An 18,894-nucleotide genomic window follows, 5' to 3' on the forward strand; every position below is an offset into this window, starting at 1 on the left:
GCACTCGGGGCTGCAGCGCATCGGCAGGATCACCCCGTCGGGTTCCTGGGCCGGATCTCGTACGCCGTCTACCTGTGGCACTGGCCTGCCGTCGTCATCCTGCCGATCGTGCTCCGCCACGAGCTCACGACCAAGGACAAGGTCGCGATCCTCGTCGGCGCCGTGCTCGTCGGCTCGGTCACCACGCTGTGCATCGAGGAGCCGCTCCGGTTCTCCGGATGGGTGCGCGCGCTGCGGCCGCGCCGGGTCGCGCTCTACGGCGCCCTGAGCACCGTGCTCGTCGTGGCCCTCGGGGCCGCCTCGCTGACGGCGCTGCACGTCCAGCAGGTGCAGGCGGCCGAGTTCCAGCAGCGCCTGAGCACCGGCGACGTGCGCTGCTTCGGTGCCGCCGCACTGATCTCGTCGTCCGACCCGTGCGTGAACCCCGCCCTGGCGGACGTGCGAGTACCCGCGGCCGCGAACGCGCTCGACGACGACTCGAACCGCGGAGCGTGCTGGTCGAACGACTCGAGTGCGTTCAACGTCTGCGAACTCGGCCCGAAGACCGGGTACACGGAGCACCTCATCGCGATCGGCGACTCGCACAACAACGTCTTCGTGGACACCTACGAGGCGATCGCGAAGGCGAACAACTGGCGCATCGACGTCGCCGGGCACCAGAGCTGCTACCTCACCACCGCGGTGCAGAAGGCGAACACGGAGAAGCAGGTCGACGACTGCACCGCCTGGAAGCAGAACGCGATGGCGTACCTGCGCGCGCACGGCGACCTGGACGGCGTGATCGTCACGCACTCGACCGGCAACGGTCCCGTCGCCTCGGTGCCCGGGCAGTCGGACAACGAGACCGTCGTCGACGGCATGGTGGCGGCGTGGCAGGCGGCGGCCGACGCCGGCATCCCGGTCCTGGCGCTCCGCGACAACCCGACCGCTCGGACCGACGTGGTGGCGTGCGTCGGCCAGATGTCGGGCCCGACGACGAGCGCGTGCGACTCGAGCCGCTCGTTCGGCCTCGGCCTGTTCGACGGCTCGGAGCAGGCCGCCGCCCGGATGCCCGGCACGGCGCGGGTGATCGACCTGACGCAGTACTACTGCACCGACACCACCTGCCCGGCGGTCATCGGCGGCGTGCTCGTGCACCGGGACCGCACCCACCTGACGAACACCTTCGCGACGACCCTGTCGCCGTACCTCGGCGACGAGATCGCCCGCGCGCTCGCTGCCTTCCGCAAGGACGGACGCGGATGACCACGTACCCTGACGTCGTGACGAACACCTGGCCGCTCTCGCGCGGGACCGTACCCGAGCGCGAGGCGTTCGCGTTCGGTGCGACGCTCCTCTTCGTCCTGTTCGCCGGCGACGCCTTCCCGAACACCCTGACCTGGTTCGGGGCCGCGGCGGTCTGGGCCCTCGTCGCAGCGTGGGGCGTGACGATCCTGGTCCGGGCGAAGCCACCGCTGGTCCGGACGCCGTGGGCGCTCTGGTTCTTCCTCGCCTGGTGCCTGGTGTCCGTCGCCTGGTCGCACTGGCGCCCGGCGACGCTCGCGAGCATCGCCGCGCAGGTGATCTGCGCCGCGATGGCGTTCGCGATCGCGTCGACCCTGACCTGGCGTCGGATCCTGGACGCGATGAGCCTCGCGTTCCGCTGGGTGCTGATGGGCTCGCTGCTGTTCGAGGCGGTCGTGGCCGTCGTCGTCCGGCACCCGATCGTCCCGGTCTGGACCGACTACGGCGACCGGGACATCCCCGACGCCTTCTACTTCTCCCGCGCCGAGCTGCTGACCGGCGGCCGCATCCAGGGGCTGCCGGGCAACGCGAACCTGCTGGCGATGGTCGCCCTGCTCGCCGCGATCGCCATCGCCCTGCAGTTCGCCGAGGGTCGGATGAGCCGGAACCGCGCCGTCGGCTGGCTGGTCGTGGCCGGTGGGGTCCTGGTGCTCACCCGCTCGTCGACGGTCCTCGCCGCCGCGCTCGTCGTCGCCGCCGCACTGTTCGTCGCACTCTGGATCCGTCGCGTCCCCACCGAACAGCGGACGCCGCGCTACCTGCTCGCCCTGGTCGGTGCCGTCGTCGTCGGCGTCGGGGCGTTCGCAGCACGCGGGACCGTGTCGGAGCTCCTCGGCAAGGGCGCGGACGCGACGGGCCGCGGGGACATCTGGCAGCGCGTGCTCGAACTGATCGGCCAGCACCCGGTCGTCGGCTGGGGGTGGATCGGGTACTGGTGGCCGGACATCCCGACGCTCGCCGACCTCGCACACCGCAAGGGCGTGACGTACCTGCAGGCGCACGACGCGTACCTCGACGTGTGGATGCAGACCGGCATCATCGGGTTGGTCCTGTTCGCCCTCTACGTCGTGACGACACTCGACCGGTCGTGGTCGTCCGCGACCAGGATCGGGTACGACGCCGCAGGGTCCCCAGGTCGTTCGACCCGGTGTCGCTCCTGCCGCTCCTCGTCGTCGTGGCGCTGCTCGTGCAGTCCGTCGCCGAGTCGCGGTTGCTGTACCAGGGCAACTGGGTCCTGTTCGCGCTCATCGCGATCAAGTCCCGCATCGTCCTGGTCAGCGAGGAACCCCGGTCGGCCGGCGACGGCCCGCGCACCCCGCCCGCACGGCGGGAGTGGCGGCTGCCGGCCGTTCGCTGACCCGGGCACACCGGGCGGTCACCGCTCGAGCAGTCTCGAGCACGGCACCTTGGCCGTCCACGGCGCCTTCCGGATCTCGACGTCCCGCGTCGGGTCGCCCGCGCACGCCGCGACCGCGCCGGGGACCTGCGTCGCCCAGACCGGGCCGTCGCTGCGTCGTGTGGCTCCCGGGGCCAGGTTGCCCACCACCGCGACGACCAGGACGGCGACCACGGACCAGCCCGCCAGCACGCGGACGAAGCGGAGGGCGCCTGCCGGCCGCGCCCCACGTCGCGTCGGCCGCGCTCCCGCTGCGCCGGACGTGCATCGAGGAGCACGCTCGCCGCGACGACCACCGCTGCCAGCAGGAGCATGCCCGACGCCGCGGCGTAGCGCAGCGGCGGGACCGCTGCGAGTGCCGGGATCGGGTGCGCCCACGCCTGGCCCTGTCCCCCGTTGGCGATCAGCGCAGCCCACCACACGCCGCCGGACACCGCGGCGAGCGCGACGATCACCCAGCGTGCGCGCCACGTCCCGACGACGAGCGCGACCACCACCGTGGCGGCGACCAACAGGACGGGCACGAGCACGACGCCCCAGCCGTGGGTCACGACGGCGCGGACGGCAGCACCGACGTCCGGTGTCCAGGTCCCCGCGACGGGCTGCAGCAGCCACCCGGCGACCACGTCGGTGAACGCCGGTCTGCCCGGCGGCTGCGATCGCTGGTCGGTGAGGGCGGTTCCCACCTGCGCACCGGCGCCGATCAGGGCGACGATGGTCACCGGGACCGCGCGTGGCCACGCCCGGTCGCCCGGACCGTTCCGCAGGGGGAACCACGCGAGGAGCAGGAGCGGCAGGAACAGCACGGTCTGCAGCTCGGTGAGGACCGCGAAGGCGGTCAGGACGGCGACCGTCCCGGACGCCCACCACGTCCGCGCGCGGTACGCGAACAGCCAGGGGGCGGCGAAGAGCATGTACCAGTGCAGGTTCGCGGCGTTCCCGCTGATCTCGTAGGGCGCGAGCGGGAGCAGGGCCGGCACCGCGGCGAGCAGGGCCCGGAGCGGCCACTGCGGCACGACGTCGCGCGCGAGCAGGAACACGGTGACGCTCACCGCGCCGACGACGACGCAGGCCCCGGCGGACAGTGCCCGGGCGTAGTCCTGGACGGGCAGGGCCCAGGCGACGTCGACGAGCAACCGGGGCACGAGGTGCAGGTACCCGGCGTAGGGGTGCAGCAGGGAGTCGACGGGGCCGAGGGCGATGCGTTCCCGCAGGAACAGGCCACCGTCCTCCGCCCACACGGTACTGCGGGCCGTCGGCCCGAGCCGCCACCAGGCGAGCGCGGTCGTGGCGACGCCGACCAGGACCGCGGCGGCGGCCACGCGGAGGCCGTCGAGACGGCGGTGGGTCGGACTCGCGGGGCGCTGCATGGTCCGTCGACGGTAGCCGGTTCATCGCGGATCAGCGATATCGACGCTCCGCGATGGCCCGGTACCGAGGTGCGTGCACCAAGATGGTGGGGTGACGGACGGACGGCTGACGAAGCGGGTGCGCGCGCGCCGCTACCTCTCCGCCTGGATCGGGTTCTCCGCCGGCGGGCGGTTCAGCCAGGCGCTCGCGACGGTCATCGTGCTGTTCGCGTTCGGGCAGCCCACCGTCGGGGCCGTGGTCGGGACTGCCGGCACGTGGGCGGTGCTCGTCACGCTGTTCGTGCTCGCCGGCCTGAGCCTGCTCGGGCAGCGGTACCGGATCGAGTGGCACGGGGTGCTGCCGCTGTCCCTGCTGGCGTTCGTCGGGTACTGCGCGCTGAGCGTGCTCTGGAGCGAGTACTCGTGGGTCGCGCTGCGGGGGCTCGTCGCGACCGTGTGCTTCATGGGCCTGGGGCTGTACCTGGCGCTCGGGCGCGACCTGGTCCAGGTGATCCGTGCCTCGGGTGATTCGTTCCGGATCCTCCTCGTGACCGCCCTCGGCCTCGAGGTGCTCTCCGGCCTGGTGCTCGACGTCCCGTTCCCGGCGTTCGGCATCCGCGGCGACATCGCCTACGGCGGCCCGATCCAGGGCATCGGCGGCACCCGCAACTTCATGGGCTTCATCGCTGCCATGGCGCTCGTCACCTTCGTGGTCGAGTTCCTCACCCGCTCCGTCACGGTCTGGCGGGCCGTCGGCTCCACCGCCCTGGCCGTCATCGCCCTGATGCTCGTCCAGTCCCCCATCACCGGGCTCGCGATGATCGCCCTGGCCGTCACGGCGCTCGCGCTGTGGTCACTCCGGCACGCCAGACCCGCGACGCGCCCGGTGGTGAACGGTGTCCTCGGCGCGGCCGTCCTGCTGGCCCTCGTCGTCGCGGTCCTCGCCCGCGGGCGACTGCTGGCCGAGATCGGTGCCGCCGGTGGCACCGCCACGCGCATCGACCTGTGGTCGCAGATCCGCGTGCTCACCGAGCGCTACCCGATCCAGGGCTGGGGATGGGTCGGCACCTGGCCGCGCGAAGCCGTGGTGCCCTACGTGACCCTGCTCGACCCGGCGGGGATGCGGTTCCCCTCAGGGCTCAACGCCTTCGTCGACGCCTGGCTGCAGATCGGGCTCGCCGGCACGATCATCCTCGGCGTGACGGCGCTCCTGGCGTTCGCGCGGGCCTGGGTGACCGCGACGACGTTCCCGGGGGTGGCGTACGTGTGGCCGGCCGCTGTACTGGTGCTGCTGGCCGTCACGAGCACGGCGGAGAGCTACCTGCTGCACGGCGCGGGCCTGATGGTCTTCGTGACGGTGCTCGTGATCGCCGCCCGGCGGCGCTCGTGGCGCCGGCACCTGCCGCGCCCCTGAACCGCAGCGCCCGCACGCGCCACGTGGTCACGGACGCGTGCGACGACCCAGCCGGCGCTGCAGGCCCCACTGCGTGACACGGAGCATGGCCTCGAGGACGATCGACCGGCTCATCTTCGAGACCCCGTGCATGCGGTCGCGGAACCGGATCGGGACCTCGACCACCCGGCCGCCCAGGGCGTCCACCCGCAGGGTCATGTCGACCTGGAAGCAGTACCCCTTCGAGTCGATCGACCCGAGGTCCATGCGGGCGATGGCCGGGGAGCGGTAGACGCGGAACCCCGCGGTGATGTCACGGACGTCCAGGCCGAGCACCAGCCGGGCGTACGCGTTGGCGCCGCGGCTCAGCACCCGGCGGCGGAGCGGCCAGTCGACCACCGTCCCACCGGGCACCCACCTCGACCCGATCGCGAGCAGGACGTCGTCCGCGGACTCCACGGCGTCGATGAGCGCGGGCAGGCGGTCGGCAGGGTGCGACCCGTCGGCGTCCATCTCGACGAGCAGGGGGTACCCGCGCTCCAGGCCCCACCGGAACCCCGCAACGTAGGCGGTGCCGAGGCCGGCCTTGCCGGCGCGCTGCAGCAGGTGCACCCGCCGGTCGTCGGCCGCGAGCGACCGCACGATGTCCCCCGTGCCGTCCGGACTGCCGTCGTCGACGACGAGGACGTGTGCGCGGGGCACGGCCGTCAGGACGGCTGCGACGACGGACCGGATGTTCTCGGCCTCGTCGTACGTCGGCACGACGACGAGGGCCGCGGCGTCCGTCGTCGTCACCGGCTCGTCAGGCGCCGCTTGATCTTGCCCGCGACGCTGCGCGGGCCTCGGTCCGGAAGTAGTGCACGGCACGGCCGACGTCGTACCGGACGCCCGAGAGCTTCTTGCGCTCCGGCACCCGCACGCGCATCTGGTGTGCCTCGGCCACGGCCACCGTGTCCCGCACCGACTTGTCGGCGGCGCGGACGGGGTTCCGGCAGAACTCGACGAGCGGCGCGAGGACGTTCTCCCACGTGAACTGCTCGCGGATGCGGTCGACGTTGCCGATGAACTCGGCGCGCGCCTTCTTGTCGAACAGAGCCGTCTCGAGCGCGGCAGCGAGGGTGTCGATGTCCTGCTCGTGCACGGCGATGCCGAGCTTCTCGGCGGCGACGAGGTCGCCGAACGAGTCACCGGCGGTCGTCACGATGGGCAGACGCGCCCACAGGTAGTCGAGGATCCGGGTGCGGAAGGAGAACGTCGTCTCGAGGTGCTCGTAGTGCGTCGAGACGCCGGCGTCGGCCTCGAGGAGGTAGGCGCCACGTTCCTCGTACGGGATCCACGCGTCGTTGAAGAAGACGTTCTTGCCGGTGAGTCCCAGGGCATCGGCCTCGGCACGGACCTTCGCGACGATGTCCATCTCGGGCACGTCCGGGTTCGGGTGCTGCACGCCCATGAAGAAGAGCTTGACGGTCGGCTTCCGCTCGGCGAGCTGACCGATCGCCCGCACCAGCGTGATCGGGTCGAACCAGTCGTAGATGCCACCGCCCCAGACGACGAGCTTGTCGTTCTTGCCGATGCCCGGCACGACTCCCTTGACCCGCGGCTGGTCGTGCACCGGCGGCGTCGAGGACAGGCCGAACGGCACGACACCGATGAGCGACCGGAGGTCGGGGTCGCGGGAGTACGTGCGGGCGTTCACCCGACCGGAGCCCGCGAGCTGCCCGAGCCAGAACATGCGCTGCCGCTCGGATGCACAGATGAAGTAGTCACCGAGTTCGAGCTGGTGGTTGAGCGTGTCCGAGGCGTCGAGGATCTGCCGGTTCCACTGGTCGACGTCGTCGCTGCGGCCCTGCTCGAGCTGCTCGAGGTGCAGCGGGTCGTACACGTCGACCACCAGGATCTTGCGCGTCGACTCGAGGACGGGGAACAGGCGCAGCGCGTGGCCCTGGACGATGATCACGTCGGCCCAGGCCTCGTGCTCGACCATCTGGCGCGGGTGACGGTGCGGGACGGTGACGACGTCGTACGACGGGTCGATCTGCGTCGAGCGGGTGAGGCTGATCACGCGCACGTCGTGCTCGTTCGCGAGCTGCTTCGCCATCTGGGTCGCGCGGATCGCCGGGCCGGCCATCTTCTCGCCGATGGAGTCACCGGTGACGATGAGGATCCGACGGCGCGCACCGACCTCGAGCACCCCGAGCGAGTGCACGATCTTGTCGTAGCCGGCCAGGTAGTTCTCGATCGGGTACGCGGGCTCGTCGCGGTTGCCGAACAGGCGGAGGAGCTCGCGGTCGCTGCGGACCCGGCTCGCCTGGATCTCGCGGCGCGACTCGGTCATCGACGGCAGCTGCTCGACGAACTGGTCGACACCGTAGATGCCGGCCAAGCTCGTCTTCGGGACCGGGACGGTCGGGACGCTGTCGTCGCCGGGGTTCCGCAGGTCGAGCGACGTGGAGTCGAGCTCGCCACGGCCCACGGCACGGCGGACCGCGAGCGCCAGCGACCCGGGCAGGGCCGCGGCGAGCTGCTCGTCGCCGAGGTTCTTGTAGAGCGTGAAGAGGGCGTTGCGCTCGAGCAGGTAGGTCTCTCGGAAGTCGCCGAACTTGTTCATCGACGCGTGGTGCTTGTGGAACGCCACCGACTTCGGCTGGTACCGGAAACGCCAGCCGAGCAGGTTGAGGCGCCACCCGAGGTCGACGTCCTCGTAGAACATGAAGTAGCGGTCGTCGAAGCCGCCCAGCTGCTCGAAGAGCTCGGCGCGGATGAACATCGCGGCACCGGTGCCGAACAGGACGTCGGTCTCGCTCTCCCACCGGCCGGTGTCCGGCGACCCGGCGAACGGCTTGTAGCCCATGCCGTACCAGGTCATCGCGGCCTCGGTGAAGTCGATGTTCACGCCCTCCCAGTCGAGGACCTTCGACGCCACGGCACCGATGTCGGCGCCGGACGCGAACGTGGCCATCGCCTCGCGCACCCAGCCGGTGTCCGGGCGGGCGTCGTTGTTCAGGAACGCCACGATCTCGCCCGAGGAGTGCTCGACGCCCAGGTTGCAGCCGCCGGTGAAGCCCAGGTTCTGGCCGGAGTCGACGAAGGTGAAGTCGAGGTCCGAGGCCTTCAGCCGCCCGACGTGCTCGGCGCCGGAGCCGTTGTCGACGACGATGACCTCGAGCCGGTCCTGCGGCCAGTCCTGCTTGCGGAGCTCGGCGATGCTCGTCAGGGTGTCGTCGGTGCCCTTGTAGTTCACGAGGACGACGGAAACGACTCCTGGCTTGCGCTCTGTCACGACGAGTTCCTCCAGCTGATGCCGCGCCTGCGGCACGGTTCGGTGATCCGGACGTCGGGGGTGCCCGGCGACCGACAACACCCTACAAGGCGCAGCACGGCGCTCGGCGGAGGTCGGGTGTGCTTCGTGCACAATGGCACCGTGATGCACCCCGCGATCCCGTCCTCCCCCGCCTCGTCCCCCTCGCAGCCGAGTACCAGGAGATCGCCCGCGGCGACCACGCGACGGGGACCAGGGGCACGATCCGCTTCGCGGTGTCGACCGACGACCCGACCGAGGGCAAGGGCGACCTGTTCGTCGCCCTCGGTCTGGCCAGGGCGCTCCGGGCCGAGGGCTGGGGCGTCGACGTCTGGCCGATCCGGCGCTGGGCCGAGACCGTCCCCGAGGACACGACGGTGCTCGTCAGCATGATCGAGTCGTTCGTCCCCGGTCTCGTGCCGGCGAGGACCGCCACCGTCGCGTGGGTGCGGAACTGGACGGCGCAGTGGGCGTCGGTGCCGTACCTGGCCGAGTTCGACGCGGTGTGGGCGTCGTCGACGATCGCCCGCGACGAACTGGCCCGGGTGGTGGACGTGCCGGTCGAGGTGGTGCCGATCGGCGTCGACCTCGACCTCTTCACCACCGACGCCGACGAGGACGACGCCGCCGCGGACCGGCCGCACCGTCACGACGGTCAACTTCTGGGGAGCGCGCCGCGGTGTGCAGGACGTGCTGCAGCAGGTCGCCCCGCCCGAGCCGATCGTCTGGTTCGCCGCGAACGTCGAGCACGTCGACGCCGCCCCCGGTGTGGAGCTCCGACCGGCGGTGTCGTACTTCGCGCTGCCCGAGGTCTACCGCGCAGCCGCGTTCGTCGTCGACGACGTCATCGCACCCGCCGCGGAGTTCGGCACGCTCAACTCGCGGCTCTACGAGTCACTGGCGTGCGGGGCGCTGCCGGTCACCTCCTGCGCCCTCGGCCTCGACGAACTCGGACTGGCCGACGTCCCCGTCTTCACCGACGCCCCGTCCCTGGAACGTGCGATCGCGATGCCGACCGCCGAACGGGACGCCCTGGTCGCGCGGCTGGGCGCCGTCGTGCTGGAACGGCACTCCTACGCGGCCCGCGCCGTGCAGGTCGGCCCGTTGCTCGACGCGGCGACCTCGCACGCCTCGGGACGGACCGGCGCCGTCGATCCGCTGCTCCGCTGGGCCGCGCAGCAGCGCGAGCTGCTCCGCGCGACCGAGCAGGAGCGCGATGTGCACCGCGCGGGGGTCGAGGACATCAACCGGCGACTCATCGTGTCGGAAGAGGCGGTCGCCGTCCTCGACCGTGCACGCAAGGACGCCGAACAGGCGCAGCACGACGCCGAGGCGGAGCGGGACGCGATCGCGACCCGGTACGACACGCTGACCCACTCCGCCGAGTTCCGGGCCCTCGACCGCGTCGGCGGAGTCGCCCGCGCGCTCCGCCGACGCGCCTGACCACGCCGAGCCGCCGACGCGCCTGACGACCACGGGCCGGCGACGGGACCGGCCGGGCGCCCGAGGCGGCGACGCAGACGGACGGGAGGGTCCCCACCGGGCAGTGCCGGTGGGGAGCCTCCCGTCCGCGTGGGGGCCCGTTACGAGACGGTGACCGTCTTCGTGCCGAAGTCCTTGTAGACGCCGCCCGGGAGCTCCTGGTACCAGACCCGCACGGCGTGCTTGCCCGGCTTCACGCCGCTGAGCGTGACCGCGAGTCCGACGTCGGCGCCCCAGCCCGGGTGGACCTTCTCGACGTCGGCGCGGACCGCGTTCGCGCTGCCCGCTGCAGCGCCGACGCCGTCGACGTGGATCTTGTACCGGACGGGGTCGAACGTGTCGGGGTCGATGGCCCAACCCTTCACCGCGACCGTGCCCTTGCCGCCGGTCGCCGCGTCGTAGGCGCCGTACACGGCCCCGGTCTTCCCCGTCGGTGCGGGCACGGCGTCCTGGACCGTCACCCGCTGGGTGCCGAAGCTGACGTAGTTGCCGCCGGGCAGGTCCTGGTACCAGACCGTGACCGTGTGGCTGCCCGCGCTGACGCCCGTCAGCGTGACCGCGAGCCCGACGTCGTTCCCCCAGCCGGGCTTGGCGGCGCCGATGTCCGTGCGGACCGCGTTCGCGCTGCCCGCCGCGGCACCGACACCGTCGAGGTGGATCTTGTACTTGACCGGGTCGTACCGGTCCGGGTCGATCGCCCAGCCCGTGAGCGCGACGGTGTTCGGGCCGGCGGTCGCCTTCTCGAACGCGCCGGTGACGGCACCGGTCTTGCCGGTCGCGCCGGACGACGGCGGGGCGGCCACCGTCACGGTCTTCGAGCCTGCGCTGACGTAGGTGCCGCTCGGCAGGTCCTGCCACCACACGGTTACCGTGTGCCGACCCGGCTCGACGTCGTTGAGGGTGGCCGTCAGACCGTGCGCGGAGCCCCACTTCGGGTACGACTGCGCCACGTCGCTCCGGGCTGCGCTCGCGCTGCCGGCCGCCGCGCCGACACCGTCGACGTGGATCTTGTACTTGACCGGTGCGAACGTGTCCGGGTCGATCGCCCACCCCTTCAGCGCGACCGAGCGGACGCCGCCGGTGGCCGACTCGAAGGCACCCTTCACCGCACCGGAGGCCCCGGTCGCCGCGGTGACGGTCACCGTCTTCGAGGCGACCTTGACCCAGGTCGCGCCCGGCTTGTCCTGGGTCCAGAGCGACACCGTGCGGGAACCGGCGGCGACGTCCTGGATCGTCTTCGAGAACCCGACGGTGGAGCTGGCGCCCGGGTACTTCGCGGCGATGTCGGTGCGCACGACGTCGGCGGTCGCGGCGATCGCGCCGACGCTGTCCACCTGCACCTTGTACGCGGTGGCTGCGGACGAGTCGCGGTCGAGCGCCCACCCGCTGACGGCGATGGAGCCGGTCCCGCCGGTGACGGTCTCGAGGCTGCCGACCGGGGCCGAGGCGGGCACGGTCACGTCCCCGCAGTTGAGCAGCGTGTTCGCACCCGCGCCGACGTTGATGCCGAACACGCAGACGTTGTGCTTGCCGGGTGCGATGCCCGAGAGCGTCGTCTGGAAGCCGTGCGCCGTGTTGTTCGCGCCGAGCAACGAGGCCAGGTCGGAGCGGACGGTGTCGGCGCGGATCGACGCCTTGCCGACGCCGTCGACGTAGAACTGCGCCTTGATCGACTCGGTCGAGTCCGGGTCGGCCGTCCAGCCGCGCACCGTGATGGTGCCGCCGGCGGCGCCGCTCTGGGAGTCGACGCTCCCGATCGGCGACGACCCGCCCGTGGGCGATCCGAACCAGTCGGTGTACATGCGCCAGAAGTTGCGGTTGCCGTAGGCCGAGCAGGAGTCGCCGGAACCGTAGAGGTTCGACATCGCGGCGCTGTTCGGGGTGTACGGCGTGTAGATGTACAGGGCTGCGGTCGCCTGGTTCTTGATGTTGACCGTCTTGCGGCCGCACGCGGCGTTGGGGTTGTACAGGATCGCGTTGTTGCGACCGGCCTGGTACGCCCACGACGTCGGCGAGGCCTGGTAGCGCTTGAACTGCAACGCCGCGGCGTACACCTGCTGGCCGAAGCCGTAGTACGCGGGGTCGCACGGAGCGGTGTCCGGGCAGGCGAAGCCCGTGGCGTGCAGGTACATGTAGCTCGTCGGCGAGCTCGTCGCGACGATGCCCTGCTCCTTCTGCAGCAGCACGAGCAGCACCTTCTGGCTGATCCCGCACGCGGCACCGACCTGCGCGATGATCGTCGCGGCCGACTTGCTGCCGCCCGGGATCGCCGAGCACCGGTTCGCGACGGCGCCGATGGCGCTCATGTTCTGCGTGAAGTTCTTCAGGCAGGCGGGGCCACCGGACCGCGGCGTGCAGTTCGGGGCGACGCTGTTCAGGAACGACTGCACCGCCGACCCGCTCATCGCGCCGCCGTTGTAGAAGTTGGCGTCGCTGATGATGTTGCCGGGGTCGAAGTTCGCGGCGACGGCGGCCGACGCCGACTCCGTCGTGGTCCGCTCCGACACGATCGTGCCGATGGTCAGGCCGCTCACCGCGATGGCGAGTGCGGCGACCATGCCGAGCACCGAGCGCAGGGGACGGCGTCGATCGCCGTCGGTCAGGATGGAACGCATCACGGCACCTCCGCCGTCATCGGTTCGGACGTGGTCGACTTCGACCCGACCGAGTACTCGAGGGTGATGGACCAGGTCCCGGTGGACACCTGGCTCGCGGGGAACGACACCTGCGCGCAGTTCACCGAGGACGCACTCGCCTCGGCCTTGCTCGTCAGTGTGCGGGTGGTGCCGCCCTTGGTGGCGACGAACGTGCACGTGCCGGAGGTGTCCGTCGTGCCGGAGACCAGGCCGCCCGCCTGCAGGGTCTTGCTGGCGGTGTCCCAACCGGAGAACGTCACGAGTGCCGTGGCCGGGAAGTCCGAGGGGTCGGTGTCGGGTTCGGGGGTCTGCCCACTGCCGGGGAACGCCGTGGGCACGTCGTCGTCGGACGGCTCCGCAGTCGAGGACGAGGACGCGGACGACGAGGGGACGGACGACGGACCCGTCGCGCTGGGCGAGGGGCTGACCGTGCGCGAGGGGCTCGACGAGGGGCCGGGATCGTCGCCGGCGGAACACCCCGCCGTGAAGAGACTGAGAGCACCGACCACCGCGAGCGCAGCGATCGACCGTGGAACAAGCTGCATGCTTTCGGGCCGTCCTGTGGTTGTTGACAAGGGTCCGGGTTGCGTCAACGGTAACCCGAAAGTGAAGGTTGAGGGTTGTTGTCGCGCACTTTCACCCCCGCACGGGGGCGGACGACGGGTGTCGTCCGGCAGGCGGTGCGCGCCCCGACCTCAGCGGTCCAGTGAGTATGCTGTTCCGGTCCCGCCCCCACCGAACGAAGAGACGTATGGTCGATCAAGCCCGCATGGCGGCGCTCGCCAAGGAGCCCCTCGTCGTGATCGGCGCTCCGACGAGCGCTTTCCGAGGTACCTGGCGAGAACTCCGCGACGTCTTCGGACAGCGCGAGATGCTCGGGATGCTCATCCGCCGCGACCTGAAGGCGCGGTACAAGGACTCGGCACTCGGGTTCGTGTGGACGCTCGTGCGCCCACTGACCCAGCTGATGATCTACTACTTCGTGATGGGCAAGATCCTCGGCTCGTCCCGTGCGATCGACAACTTCGCCATCTACGTCTTCACCGGCCTGACCGCCTACACGCTCTTCAGTGAGATCGTCGCCGGGTCGACCGGGTCGATCGTCGGCAACAGCGGGCTGATCAAGAAGGTCTACGTGCCGCGCGAGGTCTTCCCCCTCGCCAGCGTCGGCGCGGCCCTGGTCAACTTCCTCATCCAGTTCGCGATCCTCATCGCCGCGACGATCGTGCTCGGGGTCTTCCCCTGGCACGAGGGGTTGATCTACCTCATCCCGTCACTGCTGGTGATCCTGGTCTACGGCGCCGCGATCGGTCTCGTGCTGTCGGCGCTCAACGTGTACCTGCGCGACGTGCAGTTCGTCATCGACGTCGGGCTCATGGTGCTCCTCTGGGCGTCGCCGATCGTCTACTCGTACTCGATGGTCGTCGCCGAGCTGAAGGTGCAGTGGCTGCTGGCGATCTACACCAACAACCCGCTCACCCTGTCGGTGCTCGGACTCCAGAACGCGATCTGGATCCACCCGACCCCCGTCGACTACCCGCCGCACCTGATGATGCGGCTCGGGATCGCCCTCGTGATCGGGCTGTTCTGCCTCATCGGCGCGCAGCGGGTCTTCTCCCGCCTGCAGGGCAACTTCGCGCAGGAGCTCTAGACCATGGCCATCAGCACCCCCGTCGCCCCGTCGACGTCCGGCGCCACCGCCGAGCGTCCCGACGTCATCGTCATCGACCACGTCCGCAAGCGCTTCGTCGTCCGCAAGGACAACACCATCCGCGAACGGATCGTCACGCTCGGTCGCGCCGGCCGCAAGCACCGGCAGGACTTCTGGGCGCTCGACGACGTCACCGTGTCGATCCAGGCCGGCACCACCGTCGGGCTGATCGGCCAGAACGGATCCGGCAAGTCGACCCTGCTCAAGGCGATCGGCGGCATCATCCAGCCGACCTCCGGCACGGTGTCGCGCCGCGGGCGCCTGGCGGCCCTGCTCGAGCTCGGCGCCGGCTTCCACCCGGACCTGTCCGGCCGCGAGAACGTCTTCCTGAACGCGAGCCTGCTCGGCCTGACGCGCAAGGAGACCGAGGAGCGCTTCGACGACATCCTGGCGTTCTCGGGCATCGGCGACTTCATCGACACCCAGGTGAAGTTCTACTCGTCCGGCATGTACGTGCGACTCGCCTTCGCGGTGGCCGTGCACACCGACCCCGACGTCCTGCTGGTCGACGAGGTGCTCGCCGTCGGCGACGAGGCGTTCCAGCGCAAGTGCCTCGACCGCATCCGCTCGTTCCAGGAGCAGGGCAAGACGATCATCATCGTCACGCACTCCCTCAGCCAGGTGCAGGACATGTGCGACCGCGTCGTGCTCCTGAACAAGGGCAAGGTCCTGCACGACGGCGACCCGATCGGTGCCGTCAGCCTGTTCCGCGACGTGCTCGAGGAACGTCGTGCCGGGGAGCTCAGCGCCGACGTCGCGGTCGGTCGCGGCACCGTGCTGCAGGCGTCGGTGCACGCCGACGGCAAGGGACCGCGCGACGGGGTCACCCCCGGCGACGACCTGCTGGTCGACATGGAGTTCGAGCACCTCGACGGCGTCGAGGACTGGGAAGCGGCCGTCCAGGTCAACAACACGTCCGGCCAGGTCGTCTACGGCACCACGACCGGCATCATGGGCATCCACCTCGAGCCGCTGCACGGCCGCAAGAAGCTCCGCCTGCGGATCGCGGACACGAACTTCGGCACCGGCAAGTACTTCATCAACGTCTCGATGATGGACTCGGCCGGCCGGCACCTGCACGACCTGCCCGAGTGCGACTCGTTCGAGGTCCCCTCGTTCGGCGACGCGGTCGGCAGCGTCTACGCGAAGCCCTCGATCGAGGAGCTCGACTGACGCCCGTCGACGATGCGTCCCGCACCGCGGTCGTCGTCGTCAACTGGGAACGCGCGGACCTGACGACCGCGGCCGTCCGCGCCGTGCTCGCCGAGGGCGCGGCCGACCAGGTGGTCGTCGTCGACAACGGGTCGTCGGACGACTCGATCGCCGAGCTCCGTCGCGATCTGCCGGGTGTCACCGTGATCGCGCGGGAGCACAACGGCGGGTTCGCGGCCGGCGCGAACACCGGCATCCGGCACGCGGACGCCGACGTCGTCGTCCTGCTCAACAACGACGCCGTCCCGGCGCCGGGCTTCGTCCGGGCGCTCCGCGACCACCTGGCGCAGGCGGGGCCCGAGGTCGCGGCCGTGACGGGCCGCATCGTGCTCGCCGGACGCTGGACGGGCCTCCCGGTCGACGCGACGCCCGCACCCGGCCAGCGCGTGCTGCGGGGCCACGACGGCCGCCTCTGGACGCCGTCGGCGGACGGCGAGGTGCGCCTGAACTCGACCGGTGTGCGCGTCGACCGCGCCGGCAACGGCATGGACCGCGACTGGTTCGCGCCCGTCGACCGGGTCGCCGACGTCGATGTCTTCGGGTTCTCCGGCGGGGCCTCCGCCCTGCGGCGGAGCGCCCTCGACGACGTCGGCCTGCTCGACGAGTCGCTCTTCATGTACTACGAGGACACCGAACTCGCGTGGCGACTCCGCCGACGCGGCTGGCGCGTGGAACACGCGGCCGACGCGGTCGTCGAGCACGACCACTCGGCGTCGTCCGGGGTGCAGAGCGACCTGTTCCTGTTCCGCAACGCGCGGAACCGGATGGTCGTCGCACTCTGGCACGCACCGTGGGACACCGTCCTGCGTGCCGGTGCCCGCACCCTCTTCCGCGGCCTGCGCGGGCTGCTGTCCGCCTCCACCCGACGGGAGGCCCGGCTCGTCCTGGCAGCGTTCGCGGACGTCGTCGGGGCGCTCCCCTCGCACCTCGCGCGGCGGCTCCGCGAGTCGCGGCGCGCGTCCGTCCCGCGCCGCAGCGTGGACCCGGGCGCATGAGCGCGGAGGGCTATCCTGGTCTCTCCCGAGCCCACTCCCACTCCCCGCCGACGGTCCCGACCACGGCGTCCCCGTCCGGAAGGACCCACGCGTGCCGCAGCTCACCGTCCTCGTCGACGGGACCGCGGTACCGCGCGAACTCGGTGGTGTGGGCCGCTACGTCGAGGGGGTCGTGTCGCACCTGACCGACCCGGCGCTCGACGTCCACCTGGTGGTCCGACCCGTGCACGCTCCGCACTTCGCAGCCGTCGCGCCGCACGCGACCGTGCACACCGCGCCGGGCTGGACCGACTCGGTGCCGCTCCGGTTCCTGTGGGAGCAGACCGGGCTGCCGGCGCTGGGCCGTCGCCTCGGCGCGCAGGTGCTGCACTCCCCGCACTACACGTTCCCGTTCGCGTGGCGCGGCGGATCGGTCGTCACGCTGCACGACGCCACGTTCTTCTCGAACCCCGAGTGGCACTCCCGCCTGAAGCGCACGTTCTTCACCTGGTGGAGCCGTCGGTCCCTGCGCTCCCGCCCGGTCGTCATCGTGCCGAGTGCGGCCACCGCGACCGAGGCCGCACGGGTCGTGCGCGGCATCCGTGCCGACGTCCGGGTCGCACCGCTCGGCGTCGACCGTGCTGTGTTCCACGAGCCGTCCACTGCCGAGGTCGAGGACGCCCGGATCGCGGCGACGCTGCCCGAGGGCGCGCCCTGGATCGCGTTCCTCGGCACAATCGAACCGCGGAAGAACGTCACCGCACTGCTCGACGCCTACGCGGCGGTGCGCTCCGCGCGGACGGCGGCGGGCACCGACACGCCGTGGCTGGTGCTCTCCGGTGCCCGGGGCTGGGACGAGTCCGCGATCGCCCGGCTCGACGCCCTGCAGCCCGATGACCACGTGATCGAGGCCGGGTACCTTCCCTCGAGGACCTGGCGGGTTACCTCGGCGGCGCGGAGTTCGTCGTCTACCCCTCCCTCGGTGAGGGCTTCGGCCTGCCGGTGGTCGAGGCGATGGCCTCCGGCGCGTGCGTCCTGACCACCCGCCGGTTGTCGCTGCCCGAGGTCGGCGGTGACGCAGCCGTGTACACCGAGCCGTCCGCCCCCGCACTGGCGTCCGCCATGACGGGGCTGCTTGACGACCCGTCGCTCGTCGCGTCGCACCGGGCGGCCGCGCTGGCCCGGGCCGCCTCGTTCACGTGGGAGGCCACGGCAGCCGTGCACGTCGAGGCCTACTCGGCCGTCGCCGGGGTCGCTCCGGTCGGGGGTCTCCGGTGATCCGCGTCGCGGTGCTGACGGTCACCTACAACACCGGCGAGACCATCCGGCCGTTCCTGGCGAGCGTCGCAGCGGCGTCGTCGGAGCCGGTCGCCGTCGTGATCGCGGACAACGGCTCGACCGACATCGACGCGCTGCGGGCGATCGGCGAGTCCTACGGTGCCGTCGTGGTGTCCTCCGGGGGCAACCGCGGCTACGGCGGGGGCATCGACGCCGCGCTGAGCGCCCTCGACGACGTCCTGCCCGACGTCCGCCCCGAGTTCCTGCTCGTCACGAACCCCGACGTCGTGCTCGCACCCGGCTCCGTCGACGAGCTCGTGCGCGCCGCCGACCGGCTGCCGTCCGGCGGGTCGTTCGGACCGCGGATCCTCGACGAGCAGGGCGAGACGTACCCGTCCGCCCGCCAGCTGCCGTCGCTCCGGACCGGGCTCGGGCACGCGGCGTTCTCCCGGTTCTGGCCCGCCAACCCGTGGAGCCAGCGGTACTGGTCGACCACGCAGGTCGTCGAGCGCGAGGCCGGTTGGCTGTCCGGCGCGTGCTTCCTCATCCGCACCGACCTGTTCCGGCAGCTCGACGGCTTCGACGAGTCGTACTTCATGTACTTCGAGGACGTCGACCTGGGCCAGCGCGTCGGTCGCTCGGGTCGTGCGAACGTGTACGTGCCGAGCGCCGTGGTCACGCACACCGGGGCGCACTCGACGTCGTCGAACCGGCGCCGGATGGAGATCGAGCACCACCGCAGCGCGTACCGGTTCCTGTCGCGGAAGTACCGGGCGTGGTGGCTCTGGCCGCTCCGCGCCGTCCTGCACGCGGGCCTGTCCGTCCGCGCCCGCTGGGTGACACGGAAGTGATCACCCCGGTGTCGCCGGAGTGACCGCCGG

The 18,894-nt window shown here is 71.5% G+C and carries 15 protein-coding genes; 11 read left to right on the forward strand and 4 right to left on the reverse strand.

What is annotated here, in order from left to right:
• Window positions 1-108 precede the first annotated feature (108 nt).
• From ACZZ0J_RS05330 to ACZZ0J_RS05345, 4 genes are all read left to right on the forward strand, one after another.
• Window positions 109-1,245, forward strand: a complete 1,137-nt coding sequence (locus ACZZ0J_RS05330) for an SGNH hydrolase domain-containing protein (RefSeq protein ID WP_463435296.1) — start codon at window positions 109-111, stop codon at window positions 1,243-1,245.
• Window positions 1,242-3,314 (forward strand): O-antigen ligase family protein, encoded by a 2,073-nt coding sequence (locus tag ACZZ0J_RS05335; protein ID WP_463435297.1) that lies wholly within the window; start codon window positions 1,242-1,244, stop codon window positions 3,312-3,314. The genes ACZZ0J_RS05330 and ACZZ0J_RS05335 overlap by 4 nt, the downstream gene beginning before the upstream one ends.
• 185 nt (window positions 3,315-3,499) lie before the next feature.
• Window positions 3,500-3,634, forward strand: coding sequence for a hypothetical protein (locus ACZZ0J_RS05340; RefSeq protein ID WP_463435299.1), 135 nt, complete (start codon window positions 3,500-3,502; stop codon window positions 3,632-3,634).
• A gap of 507 nt (window positions 3,635-4,141) precedes the next feature.
• Window positions 4,142-5,443, forward strand: a complete 1,302-nt coding sequence (locus ACZZ0J_RS05345) for an exopolysaccharide production protein (protein WP_463435301.1) — start codon at window positions 4,142-4,144, stop codon at window positions 5,441-5,443.
• A 27-nt stretch (window positions 5,444-5,470) separates the two neighbouring features.
• On the opposite strand, the gene ACZZ0J_RS05350 is transcribed toward ACZZ0J_RS05345, so the two are convergent.
• Complete coding sequence (locus ACZZ0J_RS05350) at window positions 5,471-6,217, reverse strand: polyprenol monophosphomannose synthase (protein WP_159573833.1); 747 nt, start codon at window positions 6,215-6,217, stop codon at window positions 5,471-5,473.
• A gap of 7 nt (window positions 6,218-6,224) precedes the next feature.
• The gene (locus tag ACZZ0J_RS05355) at window positions 6,225-8,702 is read right to left on the reverse strand and encodes a glycosyltransferase (protein WP_463435303.1); all 2,478 of its coding nucleotides are present in this window, start codon (window positions 8,700-8,702) and stop codon (window positions 6,225-6,227) included.
• Between the two features lie 699 nt (window positions 8,703-9,401).
• On the opposite strand from ACZZ0J_RS05355, the gene ACZZ0J_RS05360 reads away from it, so the two are divergent.
• Entirely contained in the window at window positions 9,402-10,163 is a 762-nt protein-coding gene (locus ACZZ0J_RS05360; protein WP_463435305.1) for a glycosyltransferase family protein, read from the forward strand.
• Between the two features lie 140 nt (window positions 10,164-10,303).
• On the opposite strand, the gene ACZZ0J_RS05365 is transcribed toward ACZZ0J_RS05360, so the two are convergent.
• Window positions 10,304-12,817, reverse strand: coding sequence for a hypothetical protein (locus ACZZ0J_RS05365; protein ID WP_463435307.1), 2,514 nt, complete (start codon window positions 12,815-12,817; stop codon window positions 10,304-10,306).
• The gene (locus ACZZ0J_RS05370; RefSeq protein WP_463435309.1) at window positions 12,817-13,176 is read right to left on the reverse strand and encodes a hypothetical protein; all 360 of its coding nucleotides are present in this window, start codon (window positions 13,174-13,176) and stop codon (window positions 12,817-12,819) included. The genes ACZZ0J_RS05365 and ACZZ0J_RS05370 overlap by 1 nt, the downstream gene beginning before the upstream one ends.
• Before the next feature lie 413 nt (window positions 13,177-13,589).
• On the opposite strand from ACZZ0J_RS05370, the gene ACZZ0J_RS05375 reads away from it, so the two are divergent.
• The 6 genes from ACZZ0J_RS05375 (at window position 13,590) to ACZZ0J_RS05400 (ending at window position 18,864) form a co-directional block, all read left to right on the forward strand.
• On the forward strand, window positions 13,590-14,489 hold the full coding sequence (locus ACZZ0J_RS05375) for an ABC transporter permease (protein WP_159573655.1): 900 nt from the start codon (window positions 13,590-13,592) through the stop codon (window positions 14,487-14,489).
• Between the two features lie 3 nt (window positions 14,490-14,492).
• Window positions 14,493-15,722 (forward strand): ABC transporter ATP-binding protein, encoded by a 1,230-nt coding sequence (locus ACZZ0J_RS05380; protein ID WP_123338962.1) that lies wholly within the window; start codon window positions 14,493-14,495, stop codon window positions 15,720-15,722.
• Window positions 15,641-16,756, forward strand: coding sequence for a glycosyltransferase (locus tag ACZZ0J_RS05385; protein WP_463435312.1), 1,116 nt, complete (start codon window positions 15,641-15,643; stop codon window positions 16,754-16,756). Before ACZZ0J_RS05380 ends, ACZZ0J_RS05385 begins: the two co-directional genes overlap by 82 nt.
• A gap of 91 nt (window positions 16,757-16,847) precedes the next feature.
• Window positions 16,848-17,774, forward strand: coding sequence for a glycosyltransferase (locus ACZZ0J_RS05390; RefSeq protein ID WP_463435314.1), 927 nt, complete (start codon window positions 16,848-16,850; stop codon window positions 17,772-17,774).
• Entirely contained in the window at window positions 17,669-18,013 is a 345-nt protein-coding gene (locus tag ACZZ0J_RS05395) for a glycosyltransferase (protein WP_463438144.1), read from the forward strand. Before ACZZ0J_RS05390 ends, ACZZ0J_RS05395 begins: the two co-directional genes overlap by 106 nt.
• Window positions 18,010-18,864 (forward strand): glycosyltransferase family 2 protein, encoded by an 855-nt coding sequence (locus ACZZ0J_RS05400; RefSeq protein WP_194646316.1) that lies wholly within the window; start codon window positions 18,010-18,012, stop codon window positions 18,862-18,864. Before ACZZ0J_RS05395 ends, ACZZ0J_RS05400 begins: the two co-directional genes overlap by 4 nt.
• Window positions 18,865-18,894 lie beyond the last annotated feature (30 nt).

The organism is Curtobacterium sp. AC272, assembly GCF_979258155.1.

Excerpts from the sequence above, each read along its gene's own strand:
- ACZZ0J_RS05335 (WP_463435297.1), top strand. The coding sequence starts at position 1,242 with ATGACCACGTACCCTGACGTCGTGACGAACACCTGGCCGCTCTCGCGC.
- ACZZ0J_RS05380 (WP_123338962.1), top strand. The coding sequence starts at position 14,493 with ATGGCCATCAGCACCCCCGTCGCCCCGTCGACGTCCGGCGCCACCGCC.
- ACZZ0J_RS05365 (WP_463435307.1), bottom strand. The coding sequence starts at position 12,817 with ATGCGTTCCATCCTGACCGACGGCGATCGACGCCGTCCCCTGCGCTCG.
- ACZZ0J_RS05375 (WP_159573655.1), top strand. The coding sequence starts at position 13,590 with ATGGTCGATCAAGCCCGCATGGCGGCGCTCGCCAAGGAGCCCCTCGTC.